This window comes from Rhodococcus sp. T7 (assembly GCF_009872365.1).
In the GTDB taxonomy this organism is placed as follows: Bacteria; Actinomycetota; Actinomycetes; order Mycobacteriales; family Mycobacteriaceae; genus Rhodococcus_F.
Genome location: NZ_WXYH01000337.1, coordinates 1 through 11,892 on the forward strand (window position 1 = coordinate 1; position 11,892 = coordinate 11,892).

Consider the following 11,892-nt stretch of genomic DNA (forward strand, 5'->3'; position numbering starts at 1 on the left):
ACATGCTCGCCGACCTCGATCCGGCACCGGACCAGGTGACGATCGCGATCAACACCTCGCAGATGAACATCATGGAGTTGATGACCGCCGACGACATCGCCGGCACCTCGATGCAGCGCCCCGAGCTGGCGGAGGCGTACCGGGAGATGACGGTCCCGGCCGGCCCGGCGTGGGTCGAGGAGCACCTGCGCCGGCTGCAGGCCGCGGGGATCCAGCCGCACTTCCAGCTGTCGAGCATCCCGCAGCTCGAGACCGTCGAGCGGCTGATCCGCCGTGGGGTGTACACCGGTCCGCTGAACCTGACCTGGGTCGGTATCGGTGGCGGCTTCGACGGCCCGAACCCGTACAACATCATGAACTTCGTCCAGCGGGTCCCGGACGGTGCGTGCCTGACCCTCGAGACCCTGATGCGGTCGGTGTTGCCGGTGAACGCGATGGCGATCGCGATGGGCCTGCACCCCCGCTGCGGGAACGAGGACACGATCTGGGGTCGCAAGGGCGAGAAGATGACGTCGGTCGCGCAGATCGAGCAGTTGGTCCGGGTGGCCGGGGAACTGGGCCGGGAGGTGGCCACCGGGAAGGAGGCCCGCGACATCTACCGGATCGGTCAGACCTACGCCGATGCCGACGAGACCCTCGCCAAGCTCGGCTACGCCCCGAACCGCCGTCCCGGCCAGGTGGGCTTCACCCAGCACGCCTGATGTCGACGCCGCCCGGCCGGCCGCGTCGTGGTCGGGCTCGCTACCACTTCCGCGCGGTGAGCAGGAGGTACTCCCAGTTCATCACGGTGCTGCCGGTGCCGTAGTCGAAACGCCGTGCAAGATCCGCGAGTTCGTGGTCCAGCTCGGCCACCCGGGCGGGGTCGTCGGCGATGTTCCGGTACACCGCGATGGTCGGGCCGTAGCGGGTCTTGAAGTAGTCGCGGAAGTCTTCCGGGGTCCGGAACCGGTCGATGCGGACGGTGTGCCGGGTTGCCACGACGTCGGTCACCCGATGGCCGAACAACGCCCGCACGTGGTCCTCGCGACCCCACAGCGGCGGCGGCTGCGCGCCGGCAGGCGGCGGGGGTGCGTACGGTTTCATCGTCGCGAACATCTGACCGATGAACCCCTCGGGGGTCCAGCTGAGCAGTCCGATCGTCCCGCCCGGCCTGCAGACGCGGACGAGTTCGTCGGCGCTGTCCTGATGGTGCGGGGCGAACATGACACCGACGCACGACATCACGGTGTCGAATTCGTTGTCGGCGAACGGCATCGCCTCGGCGTCGGCTTCGCGCCACTCGACCTCGGCGCCGAGTTCGGCGGCCCGGCGGCGGCCGGCGTCGAACAGTTCCGGGGTGAGGTCGCCGGCGACGACGGTCGCACCGGACAGCGCCGCGGGGATGGCGGCGTTGCCGGAACCGGCCGCGACGTCGAGGACACGGTCACCGGGCCTGACCCGGCTCGCCCGGACCAGGGCGGGGCCGAGGTCCGCGATGACGTCCGTCGCCACGGCGGGGTAGTCGCCGAGCGCCCACATGGCGCGGTGTTTGGTCTTCAGTTCGCGGTCGGCTCGTACTGCGTCGATCGTGTCATCCATCTCGAAACTCCGGTGGGTCGGCTGCATCGGTCGAGATCAAGCCTGGCCGGACGAGGGCGCCCGGAACAGGCACCCTCGGGGTGGGTTCCCGCCACCCGGAACGTCACTCCTGATCGCGGAACTGCGCCGCGAGTTCGCTGCGCGAGCGGATGCCGAGCTTCGCGTAGACGCGGGTCAGGTGGTACTGCACCGTCTTGACGGACAGGAACAGCTCGCCCGCCGCCTCCTTGTTGCTGGCTCCGCCCGCGACGAGTTCGGTCACCGCCCGTTCCTGCGGAGTCAGTTCCTCGAGCGTGAACCGGCTGCGTTTGACGTTGAGGCCGCCTGCCTTCAGTTCGCGGTCGCACCGCTGCACGTAGGAGGTGGCACCGAGCGCGGAATACCCTTCCCGCGCGGCCTGCATGACGGCGTCGGCTTCGCGTCGTTTGCCTGCCCGGCGCAGGGTCTGGCCGTACGCGAAGTTCACCCGGGCGCGGTCGTAGGGGAGGGGCAGGGTGTCGAGTTGGGTCAGTGCATTCTCGAACACGTCCCTGGCGGCGTCGATGTCGCCGCGCGCGCCGGCGATGCGACCGCGGGCGTAGCCGAGACGCGCCATCGCGGACCGGTGCCCGCGTTCCGCGGCCCGTTCCTCGTGCGGGGTGAGGAACGCGTCCGCGTCGTCGACGTGCCCGGTCATCACGAGCGCGTTCGCGTAGACGTCTGGCCACTGCCAGAAGCCGGGTTCGTCGACCCCCTCCCGGGGTTCCAGGCGGGTGAGAGGCTCCAGCGCCCTGATGACGGCCGCGTAGTCGGCCTCCACTTCGGCGCACTGGGCACGCGCCAGTGAGGACGGGATGAACATCATCGGGTAGTCGTGCGAACTCGCGACGGCGAGGCGGAGATGCTCCTGTGCCGCGGGCCAGTTCCCGCGCAGCGCGTGGGTCTGCGCGCCGGTCCAATGGACGAGGGGCCGGAGAAGATCGAGCGTGGCGTCCTCGAGTTGGTGCGCGGCACGGTCGACGGTGGCGATGGCGCCGTTCCAATCGCCGAGGGCGAATTGTGTTCGCGCCAACCAGGCCTGCGCCCACAGCGAGATGCGGGTGGAGCCCATCCGGAAGGCCGTGGGGACGGCACTCTCGAGTTCCTGGCGCGCCGCTTCGGGATCGTCCAGCGCCAGGTCGAGCCAGCCCCGGGCCATGTCGAAGCGCTGGGACTGGGCGCCGAGGGCGATCTTCGCGGACAGGGTGTCGTAGTGTGCCCTCGCCTCCGCGATCCGGCCGGTGGCGGCGAGTCCGAGGCCCATGATCGCCGCGGATTCGACGGCCGACGGATCAGCCGAATCGACGAGAGCGACTGCCCGGGAACCCCACTCGACGAGGTCCGGTCCGTGCCAGCGGGCCAGCGAGTCGAGGACGCGCCGCTGGCAGATCAAGGCCGCGGTGGCGGGATCGGTCTCCGGGTCGCAGGCGGCCCAGGACTGGGTGAGCAGCGCCTCGGCTTCCGCGCGACGGCCGCGCTGGATCGCGAGGTAGCCGAGCACGGCGTCCCGCAACGGGCTTTCCGGGAAACTCTCGATCTCCGGGGCGAAAGCCACTGCCTGGGACAGATTTCCGGTACCGACGAGGGCGTCGACGGCGCGAATCAACCGCTGCTCGCGTTCCCGCCGATCCGCGGTGAGGCGGCTCGACTTGATCAGTGCGTCCGCGACCGCCGACCACGCCCCGACGGTCGCCCTGCTCGCGGAGTAGCGGTCGAGTTCGTTTGCGAGTGCCGGGTCGGCGAACGGGGAGGCCGCGGCGCGGTGGTCCAGTCGCCTGCCCTCGTCCTCGACGATCCGTGCGGCGTGATCGTGCAGGTCGCGCAATCGGGTCGGTCTGAGGCTGTGGTAGACGGCGGCGCGGGTGAGTGGCGACGGGAAGGTCAGCACGATCACACCGCGGTGCTCACCGGCGGTGAGGAGGCCTGCCCGGTGAAGTTCGTCGAGCGCGTCCACCGGGTGTTCGATGCCGGCGAGTGCGGCGGCGTCGGCGAATCTCGGACTCCCGGACAGGACTGCGGCCGCTTCGGCGAGCGCCCGGGCCTGCGGTGAGGCCTCCGACAGCAGCGACCGTACCTTTGCGGCGAACGTGTGCGGCACCGGGAGGACCGCCTGCCAGCGTCCCCAGGCGACCGGATCGACTTCCTGGAGGAGTTGCGTGAGGTGCCGCGGGTTCCCGGCCGTGTGCTGGACCAGCTGGTGCGCGAGCGGGGCGGGAAGGTCGACGTGCGCGAGGCTGCTCGCGAGGGCGCGAGCGTCGGACGCGTCGAGTGGGCGGACACGAACCCGGTGGCGGCTGTGCCGGTCGAGAACGTCGAGGACGTCCGCGGGAACACCGTCGGGCGGATCCGGGTTCGTGACGAGGACGATCGTGGCCGGACGGTCGAGCAGGTGCACGGCGGAGGTCAGCGACTGAAGCGACGCGAGGTCTGCCCAGTGCGCGTCGTCGACCACGACGAAAAACGGCGCGTCACCGGCGCGCGGACCCACCGACATGACGAATTCACGGGCGACGTCGAGCGGGTCCCGCGACGTGACGGCCGTACCCAGTAGCTGTTCGGCGACTCCGAAGGGACGGCTCGAAGCCCACGGGGCACACACCGCGGAGAACGCGGGCACGGCGGTATGCGCGGCGAGGAAATGTTCCACCAGAGTGGTCTTGCCGATGCCCGGCACGCCTTCGACGACCACGACGACGGGCCCGTGCTGGGCCGTCTCGTGCAGGGCCGCCTCGAGTTCGGCGAGCTCGCGGGAACGTCCGACGAACTCGATACTCCCTGGGTCACTCACGTCACTCACCGTATCGCGACGCGCTATTTCGGCGTCTTCCTGGCGAAAATTGGGAACGCTTGTACGGTGAGGTTAGAAGCTGCTGGTCAGAGCGAACACGAGTCGAAGGATTCGGTGCAATTCATGACGAGGGTGCATTCATGACGGGGGCCAACTCCACGAAGCTGGAGCGGGTGGCGATCCGCTTTGCCGGCGACTCGGGCGACGGTATGCAGTTGACCGGCGACCGGTTCACGTCGGAGGCGGCGGCGTTCGGCAACGACCTCGCCACCCAGCCCAACTTCCCCGCCGAGATCCGGGCGCCGCAGGGCACCCTGCCCGGTGTGTCGTCGTTTCAGATCCAGATCGCGGACTACGACATTCTCACGGCCGGCGACCGCCCGGACGTACTGGTCGCGATGAACCCGGCCGCGTTGAAGGCGAACGTGGCCGATCTGCCGCGCGGCGGCATGATCATCGTGAACACGGACGAGTTCACCAAGCGGAATCTCGCGAAGGTCGGGTACGCCACGAGCCCGCTCGACGACGATTCCCTCGAGGACTACGTGGTGCATCCGGTGGCGATGTCGACGCTGACGTCGGGTGCGGTGGAACCCGCCGGACTGAGCCGGAAGGACGGCGAGCGGGCGAAGAACATGTTCGCGCTCGGGCTGCTGTCCTGGATGTACAACCGCCCCACTCACGGCATCGAGCGGTTCCTGCAGGTCAAGTTCGCGGAGAAGCCGCAGATCGCGGAGGGCAACCTGCTCGCGTTCAGGGCCGGGTGGAACTACGGGGAGACGACGGAGAGTTTCGCGACGACGTACGAGGTGTCGGCGGCGACGCTCCCACCGGCCACGTACCGCCAGGTCACCGGGAACACGGCACTGGCCTACGGGGTGGTGACCGCGGGGCGGCTGGCGTCGCGGGACGTCTTCCTCGGCACCTACCCGATCACCCCGGCGTCGGACATCCTGCACGAGCTGAGCAAACACCGGAATCTCGGTGTCACCACGTTCCAGGCGGAGGACGAGATCGCCGGGATCGGCGCGGCGCTGGGCGCGTCGATCGGGGGTGCGCTCGGGGTGACGAGCACGTCCGGGCCCGGGCTGGCGCTCAAGAGCGAAGCGATCGGGCTGGCGGTAATGACGGAGGTTCCGCTGCTCGTCATCGACGTCCAGCGCGGCGGCCCGTCCACCGGTCTTCCGACGAAGACCGAGCAGTCGGACCTGTTGCAGGCGATGTACGGGCGCAACGGCGAATCGCCGGTGGCCGTGATCGCACCGTGCTCACCCGCGGACTGTTTCGGCGCGGCGGTCGAGGCCGCCCGGATCGCGTTCACGTACCGCACACCGGTGCTTCTGCTGTCGGACGGTGCGATCGCGAACGGCAGCGAACCGTGGGCCGTCCCGGACGTGTCCGCACTGGACCGGATCGACCCCGGCGTCGACACGGCGCCACCGGCGGACGGCGAGTTCGCACCCTACGTCCGCGACCGGGAGACGCTCGCGCGTGCCATGGCGATACCGGGAACTCCCGGGCTCGAACACCGCATCGGCGGTCTGGAGAAGGCAGACGGCAGCGGCGACATCTCCTACGATCCCGCCAACCACGACCTGATGGTCCGGCTGCGCCAGGCCAAGATCGACGGAATCACCGTTCCCGACGCCGTCGTCGACGACCCCTCGGGGGAGGCCGACCTGCTGCTCGTCGGGTGGGGAAGTTCGTACGGGCCCATCGGCGAGGCGTGCAGGCGTGCTCGCCGTGAGGGCAAGAAGGTGGCCCACGTGCACGTGCGCAACCTGAACCCGCTGCCCGCGAACCTCGGTGCGGTGCTTCGCAGTTACGGGACCGTCGTCGCCCCGGAGATGAATCTCGGGCAGCTCGCGATGATCCTCCGCTCGCGGTTCCTCGTCGACGTGCAGTCGGTGACCAAGGTGAAGGGCCTCGCCTTCCTCGGCGACGAACTGCACGAGGTGATCGACTCCGCACTGGCCGGGACGTTGCGGGAGCACGAACTCGCGAAGACCTCCAACGCGCTCGCGTCGGCGACCTATCGATCGACCGGACCCCGGCAGGAGGAGTCGGCGTGACTCGGATGATCAGTCGGGTGGGCACGGATCTGGGACTGAGCGCCACGGCGCACGTGCCCCGGACCGACGAACCGCAGAAGGCCAAGGACTTCGCCTCGGACCAGGAGGTCCGCTGGTGTCCGGGGTGCGGAGATTACGTCATTCTCGCGACGATCCGAAGTTTTCTGCCCGAGTTGGGACTTCGACGCGAGAACCTGATGTTCGTCTCCGGCATCGGATGCTCGAGCCGGTTCCCGTACTACCTGGACACGTACGGTCTGCACTCGATTCACGGCCGCGCGCCCGCCATCGCGACCGGTCTGGCGGTGACGCGCCCCGACCTGTCGGTGTGGGTGGTGACCGGCGACGGCGACGCGCTGTCGATCGGCGGCAACCACCTCATCCACGCCCTGCGCCGGAACGTCAACCTGACGATCCTGCTGTTCAACAACAGGATCTACGGGTTGACGAAGGGCCAGTACTCCCCGACGTCGGAGGTCGGGAAGGTCACCAAGTCGACCCCGCTGGGGTCGGTCGACCACCCGTTCAACACGCTGTCCCTCGCGCTGGGCGCCGAGGCGACGTTCGCGGCCCGCGCGATGGACTCGGACCGCAAGGGGCTGACGGAGGTGCTGCGGCAGGCGGCGGCCCACCGCGGCACGTCCTTCGTGGAGATCTACCAGGACTGCCCGATCTTCAACGACGGCTCGTTCGACGTCCTGCGCAAGGACGGTGCGGAGCAGCGCCTGATCCCGCTGACCCACGGCGAGCCGATCGTGTTCGGCGGTTCAGGCGAATACTGCGTCGTCCGATCCGGTTTCGGCCTGAAGGTCGTCGCGACCGCCGACGTCGACCGGGACGAGATCGTGGTGCACGACGCCCACACCGACGACCCCGACTACGCGTACGCACTGTCGAGGCTGTCCGACCAGGACCTCACCCATACCGTGACGGGTGTGTTCCGCAGCGTCGCGCGGGACACGTACGACGACATGGTGCGCCTGCAGAACGAGATCGCCCGGGAGACGGACCCCGTCGACGACGGTTCGCTGCAGCGGTTGCTGACCGGTCACGACACCTGGACGGTGGAGTAGGACTCCTCGCTGGTGGTCGCAACCGCATCCCGCTGGCGCGGGACGAAGAACGTCACGATCCCGCCCAGGACGGCGATGCCCGCGAAGACGTAGAACGCCACCTGGCTGCTGATCCCGGCGCTGATCAGGGCGCCGCCGATCAGCGGGCCGAAGATGCCGCCCAGCCGGCCGAATCCGGCGCACCAGGCCACCCCGGCGCCGCGCGCGGACGTCGAGTAGTAGTTGGAGACGAATCCGTAGATCAGGACCTGGGTGCCGATGGTGCCGACTCCGGCGACCGCGACGGACGCGAGGAGCACCGGAAGCGAGAAGCCGAGCGTCAGGAGGATCAGGGCCAGCGCGGCGAGACCGAACGTGGTGGCGACGACCCGTTGCGGTCCGATGCCGTCGGCAACCTTCGAGGCGATCAGGCCGCCGAGGATCGCGCCGCCGTTGAGGACGAGCAGGAACGACAGCGACCCCTTCGCGTTGAAGCCGGCGTCCTCCATGATCTTCGGGAGCCACGTGTTGAGCCCGTAGGTGAGCAGCAGGCCGGAGAAGCTCATCAGCCCGAGAAGCGCGGTGCCCCAGGCGTAACGGCGCGTCGCGAGTGCCGCGAAGCCGACCTTCTCCACCGACGCCCGCTCCGCGGCGATCTCCTCGGCGCCGGGCATCGGGATACCCGTCCGTTCGGAGACGCGACGGGCCTTGTCCTCCTGCCCGCGGGCGACGAGCCACTTCGGCGACTCCGGCAGTTTCGCGAGCGCCAGCGGAAGGAGGATCACGATGGGCAGTGCGCCGATCCAGAAGAGGCCGCGCCACCCGATCGTGTCGCGCAGGACTATCGCGAGGAGGGAGGCGAGCACTCCGCCTGCGGGGACGCCGCTGTAGACGATCGCGTTGTACAGGTTCCGCTTTCCGGGAGGGGCGAACTCCGCCACCATCGCGCCCGCGGTGGCGACGAGACCGCCGACGCCGATGCCGGTGAAGAATCTCAGCAGGCCGAACATGGTGACGTTCGTGGCCAGCGCGGCGAGTCCCATGCCTACGGAGAACCATGCGATGTTGACCAGCATCATCCGGCGCCTGCCGAGGTAGTCGCCCACCGCGCCTGCGGTGAGTGCGCCCACCATGACGCCGATCAGTGCGTACGAGCCCAGTGCGCCGGCCTGCTGGGCGGAGATCTCGCCGAGTTGGCCGGGATCGTTCATCAACGTCGGGAGGATCGTGCCGTACACGACGAGGTCGTAGCCGTCGAAGATGATCGCGATCGTGGCGATGGCGACGATCCAGGTGACGGCGCTGCGGTGTCTCGGACTTGCCCAGGTGCCGGGGGTGGATTGAGTCATGGTGATCTCCGCTCGGTGGGTGTGACGGGGAATCGGGCCTTGCATCAAAGTGTGCTGTGTCACAGTTGAATTCGGGTAGAGAAATGCCCCATCGGCGAGGCGGTGCAACGCGCCCCGCCGATGAGGCGGTCGAGATCTGTGGGGCTAGCCGAGGTCGCCACCGGCGACGGGCAGGACCGAGCCGGTGATGTAGGAGGCCTCGTCCGAGGCGAGGAAGACGATCGCGGCGGCCTGCTCGTCGAGCGTGCCGTACCGCTTCATCAGCGACGAGTCGACCGTCTGGTCGACGATCTGCTGGTACCAGGCCTTTTCCTGATCGGTGTCCGCGCCGGGACCGCGGGGAACACGGCGTGCGGGTGCCTCGGTGCCGCCGGGAGCGGTGGCCACCACGCGGATTCCGTACTGCGCCGCTTCGAGTGCGAGGGAGGCGGTGAGCGCGTTGACCCCGCCCTTCGACGCCGCGTAGGGCACCCGGTTGACGCCCCGGGTGGCCACCGACGACACGTTGACGATGGTGCCCGACTGCTGCGCGATGAGGTGGGGGAGGACGGCGCGGCACGTCCACAGGGTCGGGAACAGGGAGCGCTGCACCTCCGCCTGGATCTGCTCGGCGGTGTAGTGCTCGTACGGCTTGGCCCAGATGGTGCCGCCGACGTTGTTGATCAGCGCGTCGAGCCGGCCGTGCTGCTGCCGGGCTTCGCCGATCGCGGCCTCGGCGTCGGCGAACTGCTCCAGGTCGGCGGTGATGCTGTGCGCCTCGGTGCCGTTCTCCCGCAATCCCTTCGCGACGTCGTGGACGAGGTCGGCGCGGTCGATGAGGATCAGCGACGCGCCCTCGGCCGCGAGTCGGGTGGCGACCGTCAGTCCGATGCCCTGCGCGGCGCCGGTGACCGCGACGACCTTGCCGTCGAAACGGTGCGGCGTGATCAATCCGCTCATGCGACGGCACTCCTCTCGATGGCGCGGCACATGGTGGCCTTCGCGTGCGCGCTGTGGCTGACGATCAGGTCGTGGGCGGCGGCGCGGTCGCCCTTCTCGAACGCGGCGACGATGTCGAGGTGGTCGTGCTGGATGTGCTCGTCCACCCAGTCCGCGGTGCGGAGCACCTTGGTCATCAGCTGCGTCACCTCCAGGCGGTTGTACGCCTCCAGCAGCACGTCGTTGGCGGTGCACCGGAACAGGAACTCGTGGAACGAGGCGTTGGTGTCGGTGAACGCGCTCGCGTCCGTGAAGTGGTCGTTCTCGATCGATTCGCAGGAGGTCTCGGCGAGAATCCGGTACTCGGACAGCTGTTCCCGCGTCATCCGGCCGATGGTCAGTTCCATTGCACCCAGTTCGAGGGCCATGCGGGCGTCGAACTGTGCGTCCGACTCGGACAGCGGCTGGTGCTCCTCGCCGATCTCGTACTCGGGCGCCGCCGGGGCCGCGACCGCGACCGGGTCGGCCGCCGGCGCTGCGGCTCCCTCGGACCCGCTCGGCGTGGCCGCGTTGTTGAACTTCTCGAAGTAGAAGTTCGCCGGCGTCACGCCCTCCGCCTTCAGGTGGTCGCGCACCGCCTCGACCATCGGAGGCGGGCCGCACAGGTACACGTCCACGTCGCCGTCGTTCAGGTGCGCGGGTTCGAACAGGCCGGTCACGTACCCCTTGTTGGGGGCGCTGCTCGCCGGGTCGGACACGCAGTAGTCGAACGTGAACTGCGGCAGCGACTTCGTGTAGTCCTCGAGCTTGTCCAGTTCCACCAGGTCCGCGTCGGACGAGACCCCGTAGATCAGGTGCACGGGGTGGTCGGCGGCGTCGGTGCGCATCTTGTCGAGGATCGACAGCAGCGGGGCCAGCCCGGTGCCGCCGGCGAGCAGCAGCGCGCGGCGCTTCTGCTCACGCAGGAAGAAGCTTCCCATCGGGCCGGTGAACTCGAGTGTGTCGCCGACCTGGGCGCGGTCGAGGAGGTACTCCGACATCAGACCGCCGTCGGTGATCTTGACCAGGAACGACAGTTCCTTCGACGTGGGTCCGGTGCTGAACGAGTACGAGCGCGTCGCTTCGGTCCCGGGAACGGTGATGTTGACGTACTGCCCGGGGAGGAAGACGAGGTCGTCGCGGTTCGTTAGGTCGATGGTGAACCCGATGGTGGTCTCGGAGAACCTCCGGATCTCCGTGACCGTCGACGTGAACGTGCCCGCAGCCGTCTTGGCGACATCCGACGTCGTCGGGATCTGCAGCACCAGATCGCTTTCCGGCATCATCTGGCACGGAAGGCAGTAGCCCTGCTCCGCCTCGTCGTCGGTGAGCGCTTCCTCGATGTAGTCGCCGCCGTCGTACGTGCCGGACTCGCAGAGCGACTTGCAGGTGCCGCACGCCCCGTCCCGGCAGTCGAGGGGAATGTTGATGCGTGCGCGGTAGGACGCGTCGGCGACCGTCTCGTCGCCGTCACACTTGATGAAGCGGGTGATCCCGTCCTCGAAACTCAGTGCAACTTGGAAAGTCATGGAAAACAGCTCGATTCGCGAAGAATGGAAAGGAAATCAGATGTGATAGATGTCGACCACGTGGTGGATGTAGTCGTTCTTGAGCACGACCTTCTTCTTCATGATCAGAGGCTGCTCACCGGAAAAGTCGATCGTGTAGAACGAGTTCCCGAAGTACGTGTCGACCGTGTTGTACCGGAAGTACAGCGTGAACCAGTTGAACCGGACATCCACGACGTCGCCCCGGCGCTCGACGACCTCGACGTTCGAGATGTTGTGCCCGGTGCGCGGTTCCGGAAGGCTCGTCGCGCTCGACCGGTCGGTCTTGATGCGGAACACCCGGTCCTCGATGCCGCCACGGTTGGCGTAGTAGATCAGGGAGATCTCGGTCATCGGGTCGGTGGTCAGTTCACCGTCGTCGGCCCACGCCGGCATCCAGAACTCGGAGTCGGGGTGATAGCACTCGATCCACTTCTCGAACTCGCGGTCGTCGAGGTAGCGGGCCTCACGGTAGAGGAACTGCTCGATGTCGTGCTGGGTGACGGTGCTTTCGGCTACTGCAGTCATGGT

9 protein-coding genes are annotated in these 11,892 nt (G+C 68.4%); 3 read left to right on the forward strand and 6 right to left on the reverse strand.

The genetic code is table 11. The features are described from left to right. The coding region (locus MLGJGCBP_RS30875) for a 3-keto-5-aminohexanoate cleavage protein (protein WP_160100430.1) at nt 1–701 on the forward strand (701 nt) is incomplete at its 5' end. A 40-nt stretch (nt 702–741) separates the two neighbouring features. Here MLGJGCBP_RS30875 and MLGJGCBP_RS30880 read toward each other — a convergent pair. Both MLGJGCBP_RS30880 and MLGJGCBP_RS30885 read right to left on the reverse strand, forming a co-directional pair. Continuing rightward, the gene (locus tag MLGJGCBP_RS30880; RefSeq protein ID WP_160100432.1) at nt 742–1,578 is read right to left on the reverse strand and encodes a class I SAM-dependent methyltransferase; all 837 of its coding nucleotides are present in this window, start codon (nt 1,576–1,578) and stop codon (nt 742–744) included. Nucleotides 1,579–1,681: 103 nt separating this feature from the next. After that, nucleotides 1,682–4,384, reverse strand: coding sequence for a helix-turn-helix transcriptional regulator (locus tag MLGJGCBP_RS30885; protein WP_160100434.1), 2,703 nt, complete (start codon nt 4,382–4,384; stop codon nt 1,682–1,684). 140 nt (nt 4,385–4,524) lie between these two features. Here MLGJGCBP_RS30885 and MLGJGCBP_RS30890 point away from each other — a divergent pair, with 140 nt between their 5' ends. Continuing rightward, entirely contained in the window at nt 4,525–6,456 is a 1,932-nt protein-coding gene (locus MLGJGCBP_RS30890; RefSeq protein ID WP_160100436.1) for a 2-oxoacid:acceptor oxidoreductase subunit alpha, read from the forward strand. Between the two features lie 5 nt (nt 6,457–6,461). Continuing rightward, nucleotides 6,462–7,529 carry a 2-oxoacid:ferredoxin oxidoreductase subunit beta gene (locus tag MLGJGCBP_RS30895; RefSeq protein ID WP_087559177.1) on the forward strand — a complete coding sequence of 356 codons (1,068 nt, stop codon included), beginning with the start codon at nt 6,462–6,464 and terminating at the stop codon, nt 7,527–7,529. On the opposite strand, the gene MLGJGCBP_RS30900 is transcribed toward MLGJGCBP_RS30895, so the two are convergent. The 4 genes from MLGJGCBP_RS30900 to benB all read right to left on the reverse strand — a co-directional run bounded on the left by MLGJGCBP_RS30900 (nt 7,505) and on the right by benB (nt 11,889). After that, nucleotides 7,505–8,857 (reverse strand): MFS transporter, encoded by a 1,353-nt coding sequence (locus tag MLGJGCBP_RS30900; protein ID WP_160100438.1) that lies wholly within the window; start codon nt 8,855–8,857, stop codon nt 7,505–7,507. The two genes, MLGJGCBP_RS30895 and MLGJGCBP_RS30900, sit on opposite strands and share 25 nt — an antisense overlap. Before the next feature lie 144 nt (nt 8,858–9,001). Beyond that, on the reverse strand, nt 9,002–9,796 hold the full coding sequence (locus MLGJGCBP_RS30905) for a 1,6-dihydroxycyclohexa-2,4-diene-1-carboxylate dehydrogenase (protein ID WP_160100440.1): 795 nt from the start codon (nt 9,794–9,796) through the stop codon (nt 9,002–9,004). After that, entirely contained in the window at nt 9,793–11,343 is a 1,551-nt protein-coding gene (benC, locus tag MLGJGCBP_RS30910) for a benzoate 1,2-dioxygenase electron transfer component BenC (RefSeq protein ID WP_160100442.1), read from the reverse strand. Before benC ends, MLGJGCBP_RS30905 begins: the two co-directional genes overlap by 4 nt. 36 nt (nt 11,344–11,379) lie before the next feature. Then, nucleotides 11,380–11,889: a benzoate 1,2-dioxygenase small subunit gene (gene benB, locus MLGJGCBP_RS30915; RefSeq protein WP_087559173.1), complete on the reverse strand. Its 510-nt coding sequence runs from the start codon at nt 11,887–11,889 to the stop codon at nt 11,380–11,382. Between the last annotated feature and the right edge of the window lie 3 nt (nt 11,890–11,892).

Coding starts and splice junctions, on each gene's coding strand:
- benB (WP_087559173.1), bottom strand. CDS start 11,889: ATGACTGCAGTAGCCGAAAGCACCGTCACCCAGCACGACATCGAGCAG.
- MLGJGCBP_RS30880 (WP_160100432.1), bottom strand. CDS start 1,578: ATGGATGACACGATCGACGCAGTACGAGCCGACCGCGAACTGAAGACC.
- MLGJGCBP_RS30895 (WP_087559177.1), top strand. CDS start 6,462: ATGATCAGTCGGGTGGGCACGGATCTGGGACTGAGCGCCACGGCGCAC.
- benC (WP_160100442.1), bottom strand. CDS start 11,343: ATGACTTTCCAAGTTGCACTGAGTTTCGAGGACGGGATCACCCGCTTC.
- MLGJGCBP_RS30890 (WP_160100436.1), top strand. CDS start 4,525: ATGACGGGGGCCAACTCCACGAAGCTGGAGCGGGTGGCGATCCGCTTT.
- MLGJGCBP_RS30905 (WP_160100440.1), bottom strand. CDS start 9,796: ATGAGCGGATTGATCACGCCGCACCGTTTCGACGGCAAGGTCGTCGCG.
- MLGJGCBP_RS30900 (WP_160100438.1), bottom strand. CDS start 8,857: ATGACTCAATCCACCCCCGGCACCTGGGCAAGTCCGAGACACCGCAGC.